Source organism: Megamonas sp. (assembly GCF_986095205.1).
Genome location: NZ_CFQVBI010000011.1, coordinates 99525 through 122730 on the forward strand (window position 1 = coordinate 99525; position 23206 = coordinate 122730).

Genomic DNA, 23206 nt, shown 5'->3' on the forward strand with positions numbered 1-23206 from the left:
TTGAAGATATGCAATTAAGTAAAAAGGTATTAAATGCTGTTCGTGATATGGGATTTGAAGAACCATCTCCAATTCAAGCACAGACTATACCTTTAGCGTTAGAAGGTCATGATGTTATAGGACAAGCCCAAACTGGTACAGGCAAAACAGCAGCGTTTGGTATTCCAACTATTGAACAAATTGATGAAAAGAATAAATACATTCAAGCTTTAGTATTGACTCCAACACGTGAGCTTGCTATTCAGATTGCAGAAGAATTTAATAAAATTGGTAAATACAAACGCGTGAAAACTTTACCTGTATATGGCGGTCAAATGATAGATCGTCAAATTAGAGCTCTTCGCTTTGGGGTTAAAGTAGTAGTAGGTACTCCAGGTAGACTCATCGACCATATTCGTCGCAATACTATAAAACTTGACCATGTAAAAATGCTCATTTTAGATGAAGCTGATGAAATGCTCGATATGGGCTTTATTGAAGATATTGAAGAAATTATGTCAAATGTGGCACAAGGTGAAAATCGTCAGACTTTATTATTCTCTGCTACAATGCCAGCACCAATTGAAAAATTAGCACGTAGCTATATGCATAATCCACAAAAAGTAATGATCAGTCGTGAACAACTTACAGTGCCATCAGTTGACCAATTATATTTTGAAACTCGTGATAAATTCGAAGGTCTTTGTCGTGTACTTGATATAGAAGATAGTGGTAAATATATTATTTTCTGCCGTACAAAGAAAAATGTTGATGACCTTCAAGCTTCATTACAAGTTCGTGGTTATATGGCTGGTAGCTTACATGGTGATATGAGCCAAGCACAGCGCGACCGTGTTATGCGTCGTTTCCGTGAAGGAAAACTTGAAATTTTAATTGCAACAGATGTGGCTGCTCGTGGTATTGATATAGATGATATCAGCCATGTAATCAATTTTGATATTCCACAAGACCATGAATCTTATGTACATCGTATCGGTCGTACTGGTCGTGCTGGTCGTACAGGTATCGCTGTTACATTCATTGAACCAAAAGAATATCGTCAATTAAAATTGATTGAACGCATGACAAAATCTCGCATGATACGAGGAGAGCTTCCAACACCTGCTGATGTTATTGAACGTCAAAGAGAAGCAATCAAAGAACGTTTGTTAAAAACATTAAATAATAATACGTATGCAGATTATCATTTAATTATTTCTGATATTGCTAATGAAGGTTTTGATTATGTAGATATCGCAGCAGCAGCGTTACAGCTTTCTATTGAAGGCGTGAAAGAAAAAGACGATAAGGTTTTAGATGAACGTTTTGAAAATACAGGTGGAGCACCGGGTATGGTACGTTTATTCTTAAATATTGGTCGTAAACAAGGTATTCGTCCACAAGATATCGTGCGCACATTTGCTTCAGAAGTTGATATTCCAGGTAGCATAATTGGTGTAATCAATATTTATGATAAATTTACTTTTGTGGAAGTGCCAAAAGATATAGCTGAAAAAGTAATATCTGTAATGCATAGAAATACTATTAAAGGCTATAAATTAAATATTGAACCTGCAAAAGGTAAATAAAAATAAATAGAGCATTTATAATAAAAATAGCATTATCTTTAGGGATAATGCTATTTTTGTTTTATTTTATATTTTTGTCTGTTGAAGAATTATCATAATTGAAATTTAAGTTTTTTATTTTTTCATCAATTTTATGAGCGATTTCTGGATTATCTGCAAATAATTCATGAGTTAGGAAATAAAGATAAGAGGAATTATAATAAATTTGTTTGCGTATTTCTAATTGATTTTGTTGAAGTGCTTTTATTTCATTGAATAAAACTATAAGATTTTTATTTAATGTTGTTAATTTCTTATCTATATCTGCACTGTGGATAAAATTAGTAGAATTTTCAGAAGGTATCTGTTTATGAGGATTTAAAATGCGTTCACGACAAAATTCAGATAGGGATTTCTTTTGTTTTTTAGCTTCTTTTTTTAGAGCTAATTTATCATTATCAGTTAAATTAATAGAAATTTGTCCCATATAAAATAACCACCTTCATAATCATAATAAATTAATTATATCATATAATCTGAAGGTGGTTGGTTTTTGTTAAATTTAGTAGAAATTTTAAGAAATTATAACTTGAATATGTTTACTTTCTAGCTCAGCTTTGATGATATCTGTAATATGATTATCTGTTATTACCATTTTTACACTATCTTTTAAATTTAAAGGAACAACGCTATGCTTAGAAAATTTTTCACTTTCAGTCAAAACGATTACTTGTTCTGCCTGAAGAGCCATATCACGCACAGCTTGAGCTCTCATTTGGTCTTTATTAGTAAAACCTATCTTTGAAGAATAGCCATCAGTGCCAATGAAAAAGAAATTTACAAAAAAATTCTCTGCACCTTGGCGAACCATAGGGCCTACCATGACTTGGGAATCAGGCTGATAAATTCCACCAAGGAGAATAATTTGAAAATTAGCTTTACCGCGAATATAGTCAGCAATAAATGCACTATTGGTGATGATGGTTAAATCTTTTTTGGATAAGGTTAAGTTTTCAGCTAAAAGAGCACAACAACTGCCGTTTTCAATCATGATAGTATCGCCATCATGTATGAGTTCGGTAGCTTTTTGGGCGATTTTGCGTTTTTCTTCATAATGATAAGCTATTCTGCCATTGATATCATCAGTGCTACATAAAAGAGCAATGCCGTGTTCTCGTTTAATAATACCTTTATTTTCTAAAGCATCTAAATCTTTGCGGATAGTTACTTGAGAGACTTGTAATTTTTCTGCAAGCACAGTTACTTCCATTTTATTTTCAGGTGAGAGTGTAAGCAATTCTAAGATTTTATTTGCTCTATTTTTCATTATAGACTCCAATCTTTAATAGAAATATTATCTATTAGTATAACATAAGCTTAAACGATTATAAAAATTAGAAAAAGGCATGGATATCATTATCTAAAAATATTTGCAAATAATCTTGTAAGTCTTCACGATGAAGAGCAGGTTGGTTTTCATAAGCATATTGTTTATTTAAAAGATGATATTTATTTTCGCCAAATTGATGAAATGGCAATAATTGACATTGATTACTACCTACATCATGTAAAACGTCACAAAATTTTTTAGCATCTTCTAAGGAGTCATTGAATTTAGGGATTACAGGAATTCTGGGAAGAACTTTTTTGCCAGTGGAGATGGCATATTTCATATTAGTTAAAATCAATTTATTATCTACGCCAGTACCTTCGAGATGTTTTTGGCTATTCCAGTGTTTTAAATCAAATAAAATATAATCTATATATTGTATGATGTGCTGAAATTTTTCGGGAGTGCAAAAGCCAGTCGTTTCACAGCATGTATGTAGATTTTTTTCTTTAGTTGCGATTAATAGTTCTTCGGCAAATTGAGTTTGCATGAGAAATTCTCCGCCAGATAGAGTAATACCGCCATCACTTTCTTCATAAAAAACTTCATCTTGAAGTACTATATCTAAAACTTGCTGTACAGTTTTAATCTCTCCTTCACTTGTTAATGCTTTTTGCGGACATGTATTTATACATTGTTTGCATAGAGTGCATTTATTAGTATCAATAAAAATATTATCGTCTTTTAAGGAAATAGCTTTTGAGGGACAAATTTCTAAACAATGATGGCAATGAAGACATTTCTTCTTGTCCCAGAGAATTTGGATTTTGGCTAATTGACTTTCAGGATTAGCACACCATTTACAATGCAAAGGACAACCCTTGAAAAAAACTACAGTGCGGATACCAGGGCCATCATTTATACTGAATTTTTGAATATTAAAAATTACACCTGTTTGCATATAATTAGCTTTACGCATGATAACTTCCTCGCTTAATTTTACTTTATATAAATTATATCATTTTCGCTAATAAAAATAAATTACAAAACTTTCATTTGAAAGTAAAATTATTTATTAAGATGAAAAATATTGACATATAAGTTTAAATAAGTTATTTTAATTATAGATGAAATAGAAAATATTTACGAATTAAAATAAAGATTTATACTTGTTGGAGGTATTGATTATGGAAAATAAAGCATATTTTGGCTCATTAACTGATAGAATGAAAGCTTTTCGTGAGGAAGTTTTAGATGAAAAGCCATATATTGATGCTCAAAGAGCTGTATTAGCTACACAAGTATATAGAGAAAATCAAAATCAGCCACGTGTAATGGTAAGAGCACTCATGCTACAAAAAATTTTAGAAAATATGAGTATTTATATTGAAGATAAAACTTTGATTGTAGGTAATCAGGCTACAAAAAATAAAAATGCCCCAATTTTCCCCGAATATACTATGGAGTTTGTATTAAACGAATTAGACCTTTTTGAAAAAAGAGATGGTGATGTTTTTTATATCACAGAAGAAACAAAACAGCAATTGAGAGATATAGCTCCATTTTGGGAAAATAATAATCTTCGTGCTAGAGGTGAAGCTCTTTTACCAGAAGAAGTCAGTGTATTTATGGAAACTGGCGTCTTTGGCATGGAAGGAAAATTAAATGCAGGAGATGCTCATTTAGCTGTTAATTATGAAAAAATCTTAGCTTTTGGTTTAAAAGGCTATGAAGAAAGAGTAAAAGATTTAAAAGCAAAGCTTGACCTTACTGATCCAGATAGCATTGATAAAAATATATTTTATAAGGCTGTGTTAATCGTTATTGAAGCCGTTCATCAATTTGCACAACGTTATAGTAAATTAGCTCAGGAATTAGCCGATAAAGAAAAAGATAGTAAACGAAAAGCAGAATTATTAGAGATAAGCAGAATTTGTGCTAAAGTTCCATATGAACCAGCAACTTCTTTTTATGAAGCAGTGCAATCTGTATGGTTTATTCAATTGATTTTACAGATTGAATCCAATGGTCATTCCTTGAGCTATGGTAGATTTGACCAATATATGTATCCTTACTATATAAAAGATATTCAAGAAAAAGTCATCACCAAAGATGAAGCTTTAGAACTTTTGACTTGTTTATGGATAAAAACTTTAACTATTAATAAAGTGCGTTCCCAAGCTCATACTTTAAGTTCAGCAGGTTCACCAATGTATCAAAATGTTACTATCGGTGGGCAAACTCCAGACAAAAAAGATGCTGTCAATGAATTGAGTTTTGTAGTATTGCAATCTGTAGCGCAGACTAGACTTACACAGCCAAATTTAACAGTTCGTTATCATAAAAATATCAATAAAGCATTTTTTGATGATTGTATTGAAGTTATGAAATTAGGTTTTGGTATGCCTGCTTTAAATAATGATGAAATTATCATTCCATCTTTTATTAATTGGGGTGTAAAAGAAGAAGACGCTTATAATTATAGTGCTATTGGTTGTGTAGAAACTGCTGTTCCAGGAAAATGGGGTTATCGTTGTACTGGTATGTCTTATATAAATTTCCCAAGAGTGCTTCTTTGTGCTATGAATGATGGTGTGGATTTAACTACAGGAAAACGCTTCACTAAAGGCTATGGCTATTTCAAAGATATGAAGAGCTATGAAGAATTATTATCTGCATGGGATAAAACTGTACGTGAAATGACTCGTTATAGTGTTATTGTCGAAAATGCTATTGATAAAGCTTCTGAGCGTGATGTGCCAGATATTTTATGTTCTGCACTTACTGATGATTGTATTGGTAGAGGAAAAACTATCAAAGAAGGCGGTGCAGTATATGATTTCATATCTGGACTTCAAGTCGGTATTGCCAATATGGCAGACTCTTTAGCTGCAATTAAAAAATTAGTTTTTGAAGAAAAGAAAATCACACCAATTCAACTTTGGAATGCTATTTTAGATGATTTCCAATCTGATGAAAATAAAAAAATTCAGGCAATGTTGATTGATGAAGTGCCAAAATATGGTAATGATATTGATTATGTAGATAATCTTGTAGTTGAAGCTTATGATTCTTATTTAGATGAAATCAAAAAATATCCAAATACTCGTTATCATAGAGGCCCAATCGGTGGTATTCGCTATGGCGGTACATCTTCAATCAGTGCCAATGTAGGTCAAGGTATGGGAACAATGGCGACACCTGATGGAAGAAATGCTTATGAACCACTTGCAGAAGGTTGTAGTCCTGCACATAATGCAGATAAAAATGGCCCAACAGCTGTGTTTAAATCTGTAGCTAAATTGCCAACAGAAAAAATAACTGGTGGGGTGTTATTAAATCAAAAAATGACACCGCAAATGCTTTCTACAGAAGAAAATAAACAAAAATTAGAAATGTTAATTCGTGCTTTCTTCAATAGACTGCATGGATATCATGTTCAATATAATATCGTATCGAGAGAAACTTTGATTGATGCACAAAAACATCCAGAAAAACATAAAGATTTAATCGTACGCGTAGCAGGTTATAGTGCCTTTTTCAATGTTTTGTCTAAGAAAACTCAAGATGATATTATTGGCAGAACTGAACAATGTTTATAATTTTAAATTAAATTTTTATTGAAATATATAAAAGACTCAAATTAGTGTAAATACTGATTTGAGTCTTTTTGTTTATAAATTTATAGATATAGAATTTTGATGATATAATAAATTTGCAGTTTAGATGATTAAATTTTATAATATAGTTTAATCTATATTGGAGGTTAGATGAGATATGGGATATATAATTAAGCGAATTTTTAACGCATTTATTGTTTTATGGATAGTTATAACGATAACTTTTTTTCTAATGCATGCTATACCAGGAGGGCCTTTTACGGCAGAAAAATCTTTGCCTCCATATGTATTACATAGCATAGAAGAAAGATATAAATTAAATGACCCTTTATATAAACAGTATGGTGATTATTTATGCAATTTAGTACAAGGCGATTTAGGACCATCATTTAAATATCCAGGTCGTAGTGTAAATGATATCATCAAAGATGGTTTTCCAGTATCTTTTAAATTGGGTATAGAAGCGATTTTAATAGCAATTATCATCGGCATACCAGTGGGAATATTAGCAGGTGTGAAAAAAGATAAATGGCAAGATAGGGCAGTTAATTTTTTTACGACTTTAGGAGTTGCTGTGCCTAGTTTTGTTGTGGCGGCATTACTTATATATGTATTATCGACAAAATTGCATTTATTGCCAGCTGCTATGTGGAATGGTTGGCGATATGAAATCATGCCAGCTTTGGCTTTATCAGGAATGCCAATGTCATTTATCGCTAGATTGACGCGTTCTAGTATGCTGGATATTTTATCACAAGATTATATAAAAACAGCGAGAGCAAAAGGTTTATCATGGAGCAAAGTTTTAATAAAACACGCTTTGCCTAATTCATTAATACCTGTAGTAACTTATTTAGGACCAATGACAGCTAGTATTTTGACAGGTAGTTTTGTCATTGAAACTATTTTTGCGATACCAGGCTTGGGGCAATATTTTGTAACTAGTATTTATAATCGAGATTATACTGTAATTTTAGGTGTAACAATTTTTTATAGTGTGATTGTAATTGTTTTAAATATGGTAGTGGATTTACTTTATCCATTATTAGACCCACGCATTAAAATCGGTGAAGAAAAAGGTGAATGAAGATGATAAATAAAGATTTATTTGTGCCTTTAGAGCGAGAAATTTTGCAGGTGCAAAAAAAAGAAGAAACTTTGGGATATTGGCAAGATGCGTGGATTAGGTTAAAGAAAAATAAAATGGCTTTGCTGGGATTAATCATTATTGTGTGTTTAATCATTGTAGCTATCTTTGGCCCTATTTTTTCTAGCCATACTTATGATGAACAAAATTTGATGATGACAAATAGTTCTCCAAGTTGGGAGCATTGGTTTGGTACGGATAATTTGGGGAGAGATATTTTTATTCGCGTATTATATGGTGCGAGAATTTCTTTAGCTATTGGTATAGTGGCTAGTTTATTAAATCTTTTTATTGGTGTAATTTATGGCGGAATAGCAGGTTTTTGCGGTGGTAAGATTGACCGCATAATGATGAATATTGTGGATATCTTATATAGTGTACCGACTTTATTGTATGTAATTTTATTGATGGTAATTTTAAAGCCAGGGCTTATTAATATTTTTATTGCTTTAGGTATTGGTTATTGGCTACAGATGGCAAGAATTGTGCGTGGTCAGATTTTATCAATGAAGGAACAAGAATTTATTTTGGCAGCTAGAACAATAGGTGTATCGAAAAAAAGAATTTTATTTAGACATTTATTGCCAAATGCCATGGGGGCAATCATTGTAACAATGACATTAGCTATTCCTGATGCAATATTTACAGAAGCTTTTTTGAGTTTTATCGGACTTGGTGTTTCTGCACCGATGGCTAGTTGGGGCGTTTTAGCGTCAGAAGGCGTAAATAATTTGCGTGCATATCCTTTTCAATTATTTTTTCCAGCAGTAGCTATCAGTGTCACTATGTTGGCTTTTAACTTTTTAGGTGATGGTCTGCGAGATGTTTTAGACCCTAAGATGCGTCGTTAAAATAGTGAAGAAATGAGTGTTTACCATGGAAGAAAATAAAGAAATTTTACAAGTAAAAGATTTAGCAGTTGCTTTTCAGACTTATCGAGGAAAAGTAAAAGCAGTACGCAATGTTAGTTTTGATTTAAAAAGAGGACAAGCTCTGGGTATAGTGGGCGAGTCAGGCTGTGGAAAATCAGTGACGGCTCATGCTATCATGGGTTTATTGCCTAAAGAGAATAGCATTATTGAAAATGGTCAGATTTTATGGCAAGGTCAAGATTTAGTCAATTTTCAAGATGAAGATTTAGCCAAAATTCGTGGCAATAAAATTGCGATGATATTCCAAGACCCAATGACATCTTTAAATCCTGTACTTACGATTGGTACACAGATAAAAGAAGTTTTATTTTTGCATAAACAATTATCGGATAAAGAAGCGACAGAAAAAGCTGTAGAATTATTAAATTTAGTAGGGATACCATTTGCCCAAAAAAGATTAAAAGATTATCCTCATCAATTCAGTGGCGGTATGCGTCAACGCGTGATGATTGCAATGGCACTTGCCTGTGAACCAGAATTATTGATAGCAGATGAGCCGACAACAGCTCTTGATGTAACTGTGCAGGCACAAATTTTAGATTTATTGAAATCCTTACAAGAAAAATTGAATATGTCCATCATTATGATATCGCATGATTTAGGAGTTATTGCCAATATTTGTGATGAAGTAGCAGTTATGTATGCAGGTCAAATCGTAGAAAAAGCAAATGTTGACGACTTGTTTTATCATGCACATCACCCTTATACGCGAGGTTTATTAAAATCTTTGCCTCATTTAAATTTAAATAAAGAAGATAAATTATATGTGATCGATGGTCAGCCACCAGATTTAAAAGAAACTATTGATTATTGTCCATTTGTCAAACGCTGTACAAAAGCAATGAAAATTTGTATGCAGTTGATGCCAGAAAAGACACAATTAAATAAAGATCATTATGTAAAATGTTGGTTGGAGCATGAATTTGCACCCAAAGAGAATAGGGAGGAATTTTGATGAATTTATTAGAAGTCAAAAATCTACATAAAGATTTTGTTGTGAAGCGTTCTTTTTGGGGAAGACCAAAACAAATTTTAAAAGCAGTAAATGATGTCAGTTTTTCTATAGAAGAAGGAAAAACATTAGGTCTTGTAGGTGAGTCAGGCTGTGGAAAATCAACTACAGGCAGGACTATTATCGGTTTATATAAACCGACAAAAGGCAAAATCATATTTGCAGGCAAAGATATTTCACAAAATAAAGAGATGACAAAGGATATTCAAATGATATTTCAAGACCCATATGCTTCATTAAATCCAAGAATGACAGTGGCAGATATCATTGAAGAGCCTTTGCTTGTGCATAATTTATATACAGATAAAAAACAAAGACAAGAGCGTATCTATGAATTATTGGAATTAGTGGGATTGAGTAAAGAGCAGGCAAACCGTTTTCCTCATGAATTTAGTGGCGGACAAAGACAGCGTATCGGTATAGCTAGAGCACTTGCTTGTGAACCTAAACTGATTATCTGCGATGAACCGATTTCAGCACTTGATGTATCTATTCAAGCACAAGTCGTGAACTTACTAGAAAAATTACAACATGAATTAGGTCTGACATATTTATTTATCGCTCATGATTTAGCTATGGTACGTTATATCAGCCAAAAAGTAGCAGTTATGTATCTAGGGCAAATTGTAGAACTTGCCGATACAGAAGATTTATATACAAATCCTCTACACCCATATACGAAAGCATTGTTATCTTCAATTCCATTGCCAGATCCACAAAAAGAAAAACATAAACAGCGAATTATCTTGCAAGGTGAATTGCCAAGTCCATTAAATCCGCCAAAAGGTTGTTCATTCAATACACGTTGCCCAAAAGCTAAAGAAATTTGTAGACAAAAATTACCTGAAATGAAAATGATAAATAACAGATATGTATGTTGTCATCTTTATGATGAATAAGTAAAAGCACTATAGTTTTCATGCTATAGTGCTTTTTTATAAATAAAATAAATTATTTTTTTTCGTTTAATTCAAAGATAATATCGCGAATTTGAGCAGCTCGTTCAAATTCTAAGTTGCGAGAAGCTTCTTGCATTTCTTTAGTTAAAGAAAGAATTAATTTTTTCTTTTCTTTAGCAGTCATTTTCAGTTTTTTCTTTGGTTTTTCAGCATCATAACTTGTTTTTTCTTCCTCAACCATAGTAGTTTCAATGAGATTTTTTATTTTCTTTTGAATTGTCTTCGGTATTATATGATGTTCTTGATTGTATTTATCTTGGACTTCTCGACGACGCATTGTTTCATCAATGGCTTTTTGCATAGAATCGGTGATGCGGTCGGCGTACATGATTACTTTACCATGAGCATTTCTAGCAGCACGACCAATTGTTTGAATGAGAGATGTCTCTGAACGCAAGAAACCTTCTTTATCAGCATCTAAGATAGCTACTAAAGAAACTTCTGGCATATCTAAGCCTTCACGTAATAAGTTAATCCCTACGAGTACATCAAATTTTCCTAAACGCAAATCGCGAATGATTTCCGCTCTTTCAATAGTGGCAATATCAGAATGAAGATAACGGACTTTAATGCCCATTTCTTTTAAATAATCAGTGAGATTTTCAGCCATTTTTTTAGTCAAAGTAGTGATGAGCACGCGTTCATTTTTCTTAGTGCGGATTTTGATTTCTCCAAGTAAATCGTCCATTTGCCCTTCAAGTGGGCGAATTTCTATTTCAGGATCTAACAGACCAGTTGGGCGGATTATCTGTTCTACTACTTGATTTGCTTGTGCTAATTCAAATGGTGCTGGTGTAGCAGAAACATAGATTATCTGATTGATATGCTCGAGAAATTCTTCAAAGCGTAGAGGGCGATTATCAAAGGCAGAAGGTAGACGAAAACCGTTATCCACAAGTGATTCTTTGCGTGAGCGGTCGCCTGCATACATAGCTTTTATCTGTGGTATAGTAACATGAGATTCATCAATGACGATTAAAAAATCATCAGGAAAATAATCAAGAAGTGTATACGGAGCTTCGCCAGCTTTTCTGCCTGTCAAATGGCGTGAATAATTTTCGATGCCAGAGCAATATCCCATTTCTTCCATAGTTTCTAAATCATAATTTGTGCGTTGTTTCAAACGTTGAGCTTCTAAGAGTTTATTATTATCTTCAAGGATTTTTAATTGCTGTTGAAGTTCTTCTTTTATGGAGTCGATAGCTTCTTTCATATGTTCTTTAGAAGTTACATAGTGAGAAGCAGGATAAATTAAAATATGTTTGCGTTGACCATAGACTTCTCCAGTTAGAGTATCTACTTCTAAAATACGGTCAACCTCATCACCAAAAAGTTCAATGCGGATAGCTCTATCACTATAGCCAGCAGGAAAAATTTCAATGACATCGCCACGAACGCGAAATTTACCACGGTCAAAATTTATATCATTGCGTTCATATTGAATAGAAACTAATTTTCGCAAAATATCATCACGAGGATATTCTTGACCTTCGCGCACAGATAAGACTAAATCATAATAATCTTCTGGTGAACCTAAGCCATAGATACAAGATACACTAGCAACAATGATGACATCACGACGTTCAAATAAAGAACAAGTTGCAGAATGGCGAAGCTTATCAATTTCATCATTGATGGAAGAATCTTTTTCGATATAAGTATCTGTTTGGGCAATATAAGCTTCTGGTTGGTAATAATCATAGTAACTGACAAAATATTCTACAGCATTATGCGGAAAAAATTCTTTAAACTCACTAGCTAATTGTGCAGCTAGCGTTTTATTATGAGCGATAACGAGTGTAGGTTTTTGGACTTTTTCAATTAATTTAGCGATAGTAAAAGTCTTTCCTGTACCTGTAGCACCTAATAAAACTTGCGATGTTTGACCATTTTGAATACCTTGAGCTAAAGCTTCAATCGCTTGAGGTTGGTCGCCTGTAGGTTCAAAAGGTGCTTCTACTTTAAAGGGAATTTTATTTTCAGTTTGTAATGTATTTAATTTTGGTATGTGTACCATAAAATCATCTCACTTATAATATTAATATTTAGCTTTAATGATAAATGGAGAAGAATATTTTTTCAATATCATGATATAATTATTTTAATAAACTAAGAAAAGAGGTTATAAACATGATTTTTGGCAATCTTAAATATGCAGATAAGTATGATTTTTTGACAGAAAAAATTAAAGCTTGTTTTACTTATGCAAAAGAGCATGATTTAACTACATATGAAAAAGGTAGTTATAAAATAAATGGCGATGAGTTTTTTGTTAATATCGAAAACTATGCTACAGTAAAACGTGAAGAGCGCTTTTGGGAAGCACATAAAAAATATATTGATGTGCATATGATTATTGAAGGCAAAGAAAGTATTGATGTGAGCTTTTGCGATGATATGCAAGTAAAATCATTTGATGAAAATCGCGATTTTGTGGAATTAACAGGTGAAGAAAAAGCGACTGTTAACTTAATTAACAAAGGTGATTTTCTAATTTGTTATCCAGAAGATGCTCATCGCACAGCTATTATCTGTCAACAAAGTCAAACTATAAAAAAAGCTATCTTTAAAATTAAATTATAAGAAAAAAATAGCATGCTTAGGATAATACTTAAGCATGCTAAAAGTATAATAATACAACAATATAATGATTAGTTTGGAATTTTGAGCAATGATTACTTTATGTTTGCTGAAGACATAAAGTAAAACCGATAAATAAAAAACCCCTTTTCGCTTTGAAAAGAGGTGAATAGACACATTGAGTAAATTCTAAAATTTACTGTCTAATCTCCTCCCCATCGCTCGCAGGTATGGCAATTAAAATAAATTAATTGCACACGGTGATTGTTAATCAGGCAGTTCTCCTGACTCGAGTTCATTACTATATCCAAGCCTTCCCAGTTTCCCAGTGACATAAATTTGGATAAGTTCCCTCATACAGTGGCGGGACCGTTTCAGCTTAATAATAAATTACGTACTGAATTCCCTATTAAGTCCAAATGGACACCTGATTCTTTGAACTATATTCAGTTCTTTTTTAGAATATCACTATATAGAATTTGTGTCAATAGAAATAAAATAACTGCTGAAAAATTTATTCTCAGCAGTTATTTTTATTTTAAATCATTTTTATTAAAACAATGCCCATAAGCATAGTCATTAAGCCAATAATTCCCAAAGGCTTGATGCGTAGACCGAAAAATAATTTATCAATAATTGTAGTTAAAAGTAAACCACAAGCACCAAATAAGGCATAAGCAATGCTTAAATCCATGATGCTAATAGCGTAAGCTAAACATAAAAACGCAAATCCGACTAAACTGATTGCCAAAAATCCATATAATTTATATTTAAATCCTTGAGATTTTTTTAGACAAATATTAGCCAATACATCAAAAAATACAGAACCAATAATCAATAAAGTACCAATCGTAGTGTCTGACATAATATTCAACCCCATTATTTATTTGAAACAGTATAAGTTCCTTTTTTTATCATGATTAAACCACTTAAGATTACCATAAAAGCTAAAACTTTTAATAAAGATAAGTCTTCATTAAAAATAAAATAAGCTACAGAAGCTGTGCCGATTAAGCCTATACCTTCCCAAATAGCATAAGCAGTACTGATAGGAATTTTTACAATGGCTTTACTTAATGCAAAATAGGAACAAAATATAAATAAAAGCATTAAGATATAACCTTCCATACCACCTTTTATGGCAAAAAATTTCATTAAAGCTGTACCTGTTATTTCCAAAATAATTGCTAGCAATAACATTAACCAGCAATATTTCTTCGTAACCATAATAACAAATCCTTTCTTAAAATAGAAATATATTACTTCTTATTTCAAGTATAAACTATGGTATAACACCATAGTCAATAGCTCTTTGTTTAATTTTATCAATGCATTTTAATTATAGATTGAATAACAAAGCTGTATTTGAATTTAATATTACTTTGCATAATAATATAAATATAGCAGAGGATGAAGGAGATATAGTTATAAAATCATCATATTTATGTTATTTGGTAATAGAAAATTGAATAATAGATTTATAGAGGTTAGGGAAAATGAATAATTATTTAGAACATAATAATTTAAAAAATTTGAAAGAAGATAAGGAGATTGAACGAAAAATACAATTGATTTTGCGTGTGGGCAAAGTTTTAATGGAAAGTGGAGCTGATACAAATCGTATTGTACGCAATATGAAACGCGTGGGCGTATTTATGAAAATACCAGAGCGAAGATTACAAATTCATATTACTTTTACGACAATAATGGTAAATATCAATACAGGGGACAAATCTATTACTAATTTCCAAAAATGTTATAGACATGGAGTAGATATGACAGCAATTTCTGGAATTAGTAAATTATCCTGGCGAGCTATTGAACAAGATTATTCTTTATATGAATTTGAAAAAGAACTGAGATTTATTTGCTTGCGTAAAAGATATTATAAAAAACCATTAGTAATGATTAGTGCAGGACTGGCTTGTGGTGGTTTTAGTTTATTATTTGGTGGTGATTTTTTTGCATTTATCTACACTTCTATTTGTGCAATGATAGGTTATTGGACGAGAATGAAATGCAATTTATTAAAATTTAATCCATATGCTTCAATAGCTATTTCTGCCTTCGTAGCCACTATTTGTGCATACTTTATACATTTTATGCCAACTAATACGCCATGGCATCCACTCATTGCTTGTAGTTTATTTATCGTGCCGGGAATTCCTTTGATTAATGCGATAGATGATTTAGTGGATAATTATATTACAGCAGGAATGACAAGGGCGATAAATACTTTATTGATGATAGGAAGTATGACTTTTGGCATAGCTTTTGCCATAAAATTATGTGTAGTTCAAGATTTTACAAGCTTGAGCATTTCTTCTAACTCCTTTTTAGTCTGTGCTGTTGCAGCCTCAGTAGCTGCTATAGGTTTTGCAACTATTTTTAATATGCCACCTAGATTGTTAATTGTAGTTGCCTGTGGAGCGATAATTTCAGTGGGTGTACGCAACTTTTTAATGTTAGAATATGATTGTTCACAAGCAACGGCTTCGCTTGCAGGTGCTGTTATAGTCAGTTTATTATCTTTGAAAGCTGTACATATAGTACATGCACCTAGTCATGTATTGACTATTCCGTCTGTAATTCCTTTAATTCCAGGTGTTTTTATGTATCGTTTATTATTTAGTATCATTAATTTAGAAAATGTGGATAATATGAATTATCATCATGTTTTGAACAATGGCGTTAATACAACCTTGATATTATTAGCGATAGCTGTTGGTGTGGCAATTCCTAATATCTTTTTCCGCAATTATATTAATAAGTTAAAAGAAGATAAATTGATGTTTTTGGTAAGAACTAAATCAAAAAGAGCATAGATAAAATAGAAAAAACTGTACTAAACAATTCATGATTTTAGTACAGTTTTTTCGTTTTATTTAACTACTTTTATTTGATTTAAAATAAATGGGTCTTTGATGTCATTGTCTTTGGCAAAGAGCAATACTTTGGTGATGATTTCGGCGGTTTTAGGGTCCTCATCAACAAATGGTAAAAATAAGCGACCACGATGTTGGGAAGGAACAACAGAAATAGCGATTTCAGCTCCTGCCATTTGATGAACAAGACCGCTACCTAAATGAATGGAATAATCAGCTAAATTTCCTTTGATGATAGCAAAATTATCATTTAAGGAAACATTATTTAATTTAAAGAGTGGTAACGTAAATTCTAAGATAGCTTTGCGCATCTGTATTGTAGAATGGCTTGTTTCAGGGTCTACGCCACCTACATGAGCAATGCTGATAGCTAAATCTACATCACGCATAACTTCAGAGAAAATAATATCAGGAATATCTTTAATTAAAATATCTTTGAAAGTTTTGCGATCATAAAACGATACATATTCAAGTATAGGAGCTTCAATATCGGCAGGAGTAAACCAATCAACAGCAGCGTAAATAGTAGCAATAATATTTTCTTGATAATATACTTTTTGTAGACCTTCATAATAGCTAGCGATCCAATTGCGAGTTTTTAAAATAGCTTGCGTTTTTTGTGGTTGGATTTGATAACCATCATAACGATGAGATTGAGCAGAATTTAACTCATCACCTGTTTTTAAATATAATTCACGGAAAATTTGTTTGAATGGCTGTTTGATTTGACGTGTAAATAAATCTTGCTGATATATATGCCATAGATTGCTTTTATATAAATCTATAGGGTGAGCGATACGAATTTTATCATCAGCATTTAATTTGATGATATCTTTTGTAGGTGAGATTAAGCTATTATCGTGGAAATAGCCTATATCATTATCATGAATAAATATTAGATTTTGAAGCAATGGCTTTAATATAGGATTTTGATTGAGCAAAGTGATTTCATCTGCCAAAAATAAAGTAGAATTTTCCATAGCTTGTTCAAACATAATTTTTGAACGGCGATATTGGTCAATAAATTCATTTTTGGCTTGTTTTAAAGCAAGATAATATGGTTCTTTTTTGATTTTACTAGGTACAGATTTTAATTGTTTATTTTGTTTTTGACAAATAATAGAAGTTTTACCATATTCATCTACTTGTAAATAAATAGAAATATTTTCTAGCCCTTTAGGCTCAAAATATTGTTGTTGATTTTTGATTAATTGTGTTTCCATATTTAAAATAAAGCGGAAAGTATCAGAAAAATGAGCATTTCTTGCTAAATTATTTAGAGCAATTTTGCAAGCTAAGTTTTCACTAGATTGTCTTTGTGAGCCAAATTTTTTACTTTCTTTGTGGAATTGCTGAATGAATATATAACGCTTGAGCATTTCTTTTTGTGCAGTCTTAGTGATTTTACCGCTCTTAGAAAGTGGTATTAATCCGTAAGCCATCAATAAATCTTTATTGCGTTTTTCAATTATTTGTGCTTTGACTTCATCAGCGGAGAATAAACCATTAGTAGCGTCAGCGTATTTTCTAGCACGTGTATGAGCATTTCCTTCAGAGATATATTTAGCAGCATCATATAAAATAGCAAAACGTTCTTTACCTAATTGTTTATAGCATGATTTAAACCAGTCCAAATCAAAAGCTCCATCACGTAAATCTTCAATGGAAATAGGCGTGTATTTAGCAAAGGTAGCAGCTAATTTTTTATCAGCATAACGCATATGTGCTAAGAAATAATAGCAACCGCTGACAAATCCTTTCCATTTTAAAATTTTATCCACTAATGGTATCCATGAAGGTGAGAACATACAAGCTTCGATTAAACGAATATTAGAGATAGATTTATCTTTTAGATACGCTTTTAAATCTTTAGCTGTTTCATCTTTTTTAGGTTTGCAAATACTTAATAGATAAGAAAAGATGCTATCTTTATTAGTTACTTCAGACCAAAGATAAGAAATATTTTTTAATTTACTTTTGCCTAATGCTGTTAAAATATCAACAAAATAATGAATGCCTTTTATTTGTTTGATATTATTTATTAATTTAGTGTATTTAGTAGGCAAATCACCGCGTTTTAATTCAATGGATAAAATTTGAGATATGATGATATCGGCAAAATTTTGGCTATAAAGTAATAAATCTTGTTTTATTGTTGGTTTTTCAGCAGAAAAATCACTAAAAGCTAAAGTCGAAAAATTGTCTTCAAATAAAGAAGATAATTGATTGAGTTTTGAAGATAATTGTTCTGATGAGCGTTGGAAAATATCGATATAAAGTTCATCTTCAGCGATTAAATTCATTTGCTTAGCACGAAGGAAATTATATATAGGCAAATAAATTTCATATTTGTATTTTGTGTAGAGATTATACAGTAAAATGAAGCTTTCTTTAAAACTAATATCGTCATTATAGTTATTTAAAAGTGGCATAAGAATGAAAGTACAACCAACAGATTTACTACCATAATGATATTGCGTTAAGAAAGAAATAGTCATTTTATGTTGTTTAGCTATGACTTTATTAAAATCAAATTTTTCTAAATGACGTAAAGCCCAGAATTTAGCAACTTCAAAACAGTATTTTTGAGGAACATAATATTCATAGAGATTTTCAATGATAGTGGCTAAACTTTCTATACGGGAATAATTATTTAATTTAGTTTGTATATATTTGGATTTTAGACAAATTGAATTGTCATTGAATGTATTAGATATTACATCTTTAAATGGTGAATTTATATCGAAATAATTCAATGATATAAATAAATATAATTGATAAAGTTTAGCGGGTGTTTTGATATATTGAGCATAAAAATCTTGCCAAAGATTAGGATAAGGATATTTATATAAATTAAATTTTTCTTCCCAAGAAATGCGTCTAAAGTCATTATCTAAAAGGATTTCACTGCCATATAAAGGATTATACGAAAGCATTTTATGTTTTTCGTAAAAATTAGATAAATCTTCTAGTATTTGGAATAATTCTTGAAGTGAAAGCGGATAAATATCTGTTATTTTTAAAGAATTGTTTACTTCAGATAGTGCAAGTTGAGTTTTTAATGTAGTATCGTAAGATAATTCTTTAATAGTAGGGTCATTATCATAGCTATCATTTATTTGTGAAATTAAGATTTGTTCATTAGTTGTAGGATTAGTAAGTGTACAAAGATATGATTTGGCAGTATTAAATAGGGTTTGATTATGAGGATTTTTTTGCAATTGCAATAATATATCTAAACCAGCAAGGCGGATAGAGCCTTTTTTATCGCTCAATAGAATTTTTAAGGTATCAAGTAGTTGTTTTTCAGGCTGTTTTAATAAGAGTCGAATGATATTTTGGCGTAAATCACTGTATTTATATTTGAGCATGGATATGAGAAGGTCATATTCATCTTTAGAAATGGCGAGTTTATTGATGATGTTATAGCTTTCTTTGCGTGTGGCTTCACTTCTATCAGCTAATAGGCAAAATACTAATTGACGTTGAGTTAGCGTTTTAGGAGTAGTATATAATTTTTTCAAATAATTATCGCGCCAAAAAGTATCAAGTCGAGAAATTTCACTGCAAAAATCATCTAATAATTCATCAGAAGCTAGATAGTAACTAATATCTGCCATTTCAATCAAAACATCACTTAAGTTTAGAATTTCAGTATGCCATGGGAAAACGCAAGGCGAGAAAATTTTTTCTTTAGGCAAATTTTGCGATAAAGCTTTTAATTTATAATAATAATCCATTAGCTGTGTGGAGCTGAAATTATGATCAAGAAAATTTTTATAAGCTGTATCTTTTAATTTTAGACGGAATAATATAGCTATTAAGGAGAGATTATCTTCTGTTAAATTGTATTGGGTAACTAATTCATAACGCAATTTAAAAATTATTTGATTATCATTGATTACATTTAAGAAATAACCAGCGACTAGTTTTTGATGTTTTTGACCATTTTTAAATAAATCAAGGATAAATGGTATAGTTGATTCTACGTTATAAAAAGCATATGACCATAGAGCTAAATAGATTTCCACAGGATTTTGTCTATTGAGTGATTGATGGCGGAGCTGTTCATTCGTTAGAAATTTAGAGAAAGAAGCGATTTCTTTTTTAGTGATTTTATCAGCATTATCAATATCAATTAGACTTGTCCATGTGGCTATAGCTCTTTTTACAGATGCATAGCGAATTAAATTATTTTCTTCGATTACTTTTAATAGGGTTAAAAAAGCTTTTACTGTGCCATTATCCATATTTTCAGTGATGGATTGGCGCAATCCTTCTTGCAATCGTCCAGCTAAAAGTAAATCACCTAGTAATTTATGCAGATGTTGATTGTGACTTTTTACTATGGAATTGATTAAACCATAAGAAAGAAAAGCAACTTGATTATCACCTAAGATGATATCTTCAATTAATTTAATTGCTTGTGTATTGTTGTTGTCGATTTCAGCGGCTAGAACATAAATACCAAAACTTTGTAAATAAATATAATCTTGTAGTGGTAAATTATTTTCATCGATAGGTTTACAAGATAGTTTTAATTTTTCTAGAGGAGTTAATTGAGTATTGCGATAGATTAAAAATTCATTTAATACATCGAACATGCGACTTAAATATAGATGTGATTGGTGAGAACGTAGTGTGCGTCTATACCAGTTAGTTTGATAAGGGTAATCCATTAAATTATCTAGGGCTAAGAAAAATAAATCTGCTTTGTCTTTGCCTAAGATGGTCTGCAATACAATTTTTTCATCATCAGAAAAATAAGAAGATATAGGCTTTGTTAATACTTCAGGCAAAATTTTTTGCCAATGTAGATATAAAGGGTGATTAGAGAGCCTTTCTTCTAAGGAAAAAGAAGCGTAATAATAATTATATCTAGTTTTTACTTGTAATTCAGTTAAGTAAATATCATAAATTTTTTGTTGCGTTGTAGAAAGTTTATTTTTTAACTTTGCAAGTTCAGCTATTATTTTATTTTTAAATTCTTTATTATTATTGAACCATCTATCTAAACACATAATAAAAATCCTTTCTGATTTTACGGAAAAACTTACCAAATTCTTCCTGATAACATGGTTAAGCGGATAAAAGTTAATATGTCATTTTCTTGTAAATTGATTTTTTCTTCTAGGGAAGATAGTTCGTTATCGTTTAAAAATATACGAAATAATCCATCATTAAAAGCCATAATAACATTATCAAAAGCCGATTGAATGTCCTGTTTTTGTTGGCGATAATCTAGATTAAAGGATATTTTTCCAGAAGGCGATTGATTTTCTATTTGAGTTAACGATAAATAATTTAATAAGGTAGGTTCACCATCTATATTGCTAATAGCACGATGATTGAATTTGTCTACTTGTTTAGTTACGATGTCATAAAGTAAATCGTGTACAGTAAAAAGGGAGTCTTCAATTATAAATTTTTGTGCTTCAATACTAGCTTTGCGTTTGCCGAGTTGTTTTACTTGAATGTAGATTTGCATATAATCCCTCTTTTCTAAATTTAAAATAAACAATATCGTTTAGTATATAATTCGCTGAATTTAAATAAAATCCTTGCAATTTCTTGAGGTCTTATGTTGATTTGAGTGATATTTGAAATAAATATAATTTTGTATGTACTATTATCTTAGATTGATATTATAATAGAATAGGATATTTATTTTATGATTAAGAAGGGCATTTATACTGATGAAGAACGTACCAATTTCTAAAAGCATACCATATAATATAGATGAAAATTATTTAGAATTAACAAGAAAAGTTCATTTGATTTTGCATGTAGGTCGTTTGATGATGGAAAATTCAGCAGATACGAGCAGGATTGTGCGAACTATGCAACGAACAGCTGCTTATGCAGGGATTTTTGGCGACCAATTGCATATTCATGTTACGTATACTACTTTGATGGTCAGTGTGAGCGTTGGCAATTATCATATGACGAAATTGCAAAAATGTTATCAGCATAATGTTGATATGAATGTGATTTTAGAAGTTAGTAAAATGACATGGGAGGCAATCGAAAGAGATTATACTATTGAGCAATTTGAAGCTGAATTGAAGAAAGTAGAAAGTAAGAAAAGCAAATACGCGACTTTTATTATTAATCTTGGAGCAGCGCTGGCTTGTGGTGGTGTAGGTAAAATGTTTGGCTGTGATATCATGGCATCATTATATACTGCACTAGCAGCATTTATTGGCTTTTTTGTGCGCAGCCAATGTTTAAAAATTGGTATAAATCCTTACATGGCAATTGTATTATCTTCATTTACAGCTACAGTAATAGCATATTTTACGCATTTTTTGCCATTTACAGATACTTCATGGTACACTATGTTGGCATGTGCTATTTTTATCGTTCCAGGTGTGCCTATGGTCAATGCTTTAGAAGATATGCTTGATTGTTATATTACAGCTGGCATAACAAGAGCTATGAATACTCTGCTGATGGTTGGTAGTATGACTTTTGGTATAATTTTTGCTATAAAATTATTCAGTGTAGAAGATTTTACGCATTTATCGACAGTAAATCATCAAGCATATATTGTTTATGTAATATCAGCTTTTATAGCAGCTGCTGGTTTTTCTACCATGTTTAATGTTCCGCCACGTTTATTATGGGTAGTCGGTCTAGGTGGAGTGATTTCTGTTTGTGTACGCACTTTATCTATGGACTTTTTAGGTGTTGGTTTGCCGATTGGAACATTGCTAGGAGCAATGGTGGTAAGTATTATTGCTTTGAGGGCTGTGCATTGGTTCCATGTACCTAGTCATGTGCTTACGATACCGTCAGTTATTCCGTTGATGCCGGGTATTTTGATGTATCGTTTGTTATTTAATATAATTGATATTGATACTTTAGATGTGAGTAATTTTTTACAAGCGTTTCAAAGTGGTGTAAATGCTACTTTGATAATTTTAGCAATAGCTGTAGGTGTGGCATTGCCAAATATTTTTGCTCAGAAATATATTAGAATTTATGATAGTAAAAGATTGAGCAGGGCTTTATCCGAACGAAAATATCGTCAATATCATTTTAAAGAGATAAAACAATTAGAACTGTTTAAAGAATAGAAAAAAGACCTAAGATATATGGGAAAATCCATATGAACTGCACCCCAAAAGTTGGACACAAAACAACTTTTGGAGGTGCAGTTTTTTTATGACTAAATACTCAAATGAATTTAAA

17 protein-coding genes and 1 riboswitch are annotated in these 23206 nt (G+C 31.4%); of the genes, 9 read left to right on the plus strand and 8 right to left on the minus strand.

Going from position 1 to position 23206, the window contains the following annotated elements:
* The first annotated feature begins 8 nt into the window (after positions 1–8).
* A complete protein-coding gene (locus tag AC5LAX_RS01680) occupies positions 9–1568 on the plus strand; it encodes a DEAD/DEAH box helicase (RefSeq protein ID WP_033405531.1) in 1560 nt (519 codons plus the stop codon).
* A gap of 61 nt (positions 1569–1629) precedes the next feature.
* Here the strand turns inward: AC5LAX_RS01680 and AC5LAX_RS01685 are convergent, their stop codons facing one another.
* The 3 genes from AC5LAX_RS01685 to AC5LAX_RS01695 all read right to left on the minus strand — a co-directional run bounded on the left by AC5LAX_RS01685 (position 1630) and on the right by AC5LAX_RS01695 (position 3856).
* Positions 1630–2034, minus strand: a complete 405-nt coding sequence (locus AC5LAX_RS01685) for a hypothetical protein (protein WP_224169720.1) — start codon at positions 2032–2034, stop codon at positions 1630–1632.
* An 87-nt stretch (positions 2035–2121) separates the two neighbouring features.
* Positions 2122–2874 (minus strand): DeoR/GlpR family DNA-binding transcription regulator, encoded by a 753-nt coding sequence (locus AC5LAX_RS01690; RefSeq protein WP_288909014.1) that lies wholly within the window; start codon positions 2872–2874, stop codon positions 2122–2124.
* A gap of 67 nt (positions 2875–2941) precedes the next feature.
* On the minus strand, positions 2942–3856 hold the full coding sequence (locus AC5LAX_RS01695; RefSeq protein ID WP_288909013.1) for a glycyl-radical enzyme activating protein: 915 nt from the start codon (positions 3854–3856) through the stop codon (positions 2942–2944).
* A 208-nt stretch (positions 3857–4064) separates the two neighbouring features.
* Between AC5LAX_RS01695 and AC5LAX_RS01700 the strand changes: the two genes are divergently transcribed.
* From AC5LAX_RS01700 to AC5LAX_RS01720, 5 genes are all read left to right on the plus strand, one after another.
* Entirely contained in the window at positions 4065–6479 is a 2415-nt protein-coding gene (locus AC5LAX_RS01700; protein ID WP_288909012.1) for a glycyl radical protein, read from the plus strand.
* 175 nt (positions 6480–6654) lie between these two features.
* Positions 6655–7584, plus strand: a complete 930-nt coding sequence (locus tag AC5LAX_RS01705; protein ID WP_288909011.1) for an ABC transporter permease — start codon at positions 6655–6657, stop codon at positions 7582–7584.
* On the plus strand, positions 7581–8495 hold the full coding sequence (locus AC5LAX_RS01710; protein ID WP_118035377.1) for an ABC transporter permease: 915 nt from the start codon (positions 7581–7583) through the stop codon (positions 8493–8495). Before AC5LAX_RS01705 ends, AC5LAX_RS01710 begins: the two co-directional genes overlap by 4 nt.
* Before the next feature lie 25 nt (positions 8496–8520).
* On the plus strand, positions 8521–9531 hold the full coding sequence (locus AC5LAX_RS01715; protein ID WP_115151262.1) for an ABC transporter ATP-binding protein: 1011 nt from the start codon (positions 8521–8523) through the stop codon (positions 9529–9531).
* Positions 9531–10487, plus strand: a complete 957-nt coding sequence (locus AC5LAX_RS01720; RefSeq protein ID WP_117977062.1) for an ABC transporter ATP-binding protein — start codon at positions 9531–9533, stop codon at positions 10485–10487. The genes AC5LAX_RS01715 and AC5LAX_RS01720 overlap by 1 nt, the downstream gene beginning before the upstream one ends.
* A gap of 52 nt (positions 10488–10539) precedes the next feature.
* Here the strand turns inward: AC5LAX_RS01720 and uvrB are convergent, their stop codons facing one another.
* Positions 10540–12564 carry an excinuclease ABC subunit UvrB gene (gene uvrB, locus AC5LAX_RS01725; protein WP_288909010.1) on the minus strand — a complete coding sequence of 675 codons (2025 nt, stop codon included), beginning with the start codon at positions 12562–12564 and terminating at the stop codon, positions 10540–10542.
* Between the two features lie 113 nt (positions 12565–12677).
* Between uvrB and AC5LAX_RS01730 the strand changes: the two genes are divergently transcribed.
* Positions 12678–13130: a NanQ anomerase/TabA/YiaL family protein gene (locus AC5LAX_RS01730; RefSeq protein WP_288909009.1), complete on the plus strand. Its 453-nt coding sequence runs from the start codon at positions 12678–12680 to the stop codon at positions 13128–13130.
* Positions 13131–13384: 254 nt separating this feature from the next.
* Positions 13385–13573: riboswitch (cobalamin riboswitch) on the minus strand.
* Between the two features lie 92 nt (positions 13574–13665).
* On the opposite strand, the gene AC5LAX_RS01735 is transcribed toward AC5LAX_RS01730, so the two are convergent.
* Together AC5LAX_RS01735 and AC5LAX_RS01740 are read right to left on the minus strand one after the other, a co-directional pair.
* Positions 13666–13992, minus strand: a complete 327-nt coding sequence (locus AC5LAX_RS01735) for an SMR family transporter (RefSeq protein WP_288909008.1) — start codon at positions 13990–13992, stop codon at positions 13666–13668.
* A 14-nt stretch (positions 13993–14006) separates the two neighbouring features.
* Positions 14007–14354 (minus strand): DMT family transporter, encoded by a 348-nt coding sequence (locus tag AC5LAX_RS01740; RefSeq protein WP_204922121.1) that lies wholly within the window; start codon positions 14352–14354, stop codon positions 14007–14009.
* Positions 14355–14623: 269 nt separating this feature from the next.
* Here AC5LAX_RS01740 and AC5LAX_RS01745 point away from each other — a divergent pair, with 269 nt between their 5' ends.
* Positions 14624–15952 carry a threonine/serine exporter family protein gene (locus AC5LAX_RS01745; RefSeq protein WP_288909007.1) on the plus strand — a complete coding sequence of 443 codons (1329 nt, stop codon included), beginning with the start codon at positions 14624–14626 and terminating at the stop codon, positions 15950–15952.
* A 56-nt stretch (positions 15953–16008) separates the two neighbouring features.
* Here the strand turns inward: AC5LAX_RS01745 and AC5LAX_RS01750 are convergent, their stop codons facing one another.
* Together AC5LAX_RS01750 and AC5LAX_RS01755 are read right to left on the minus strand one after the other, a co-directional pair.
* On the minus strand, positions 16009–21033 hold the full coding sequence (locus AC5LAX_RS01750) for a DUF4132 domain-containing protein (protein ID WP_288909006.1): 5025 nt from the start codon (positions 21031–21033) through the stop codon (positions 16009–16011).
* A gap of 32 nt (positions 21034–21065) precedes the next feature.
* Positions 21066–21500 carry a hypothetical protein gene (locus AC5LAX_RS01755; protein ID WP_193525812.1) on the minus strand — a complete coding sequence of 145 codons (435 nt, stop codon included), beginning with the start codon at positions 21498–21500 and terminating at the stop codon, positions 21066–21068.
* A gap of 208 nt (positions 21501–21708) precedes the next feature.
* Between AC5LAX_RS01755 and AC5LAX_RS01760 the strand changes: the two genes are divergently transcribed.
* A complete protein-coding gene (locus tag AC5LAX_RS01760; protein ID WP_018998949.1) occupies positions 21709–23091 on the plus strand; it encodes a threonine/serine exporter family protein in 1383 nt (460 codons plus the stop codon).
* Positions 23092–23206 lie beyond the last annotated feature (115 nt).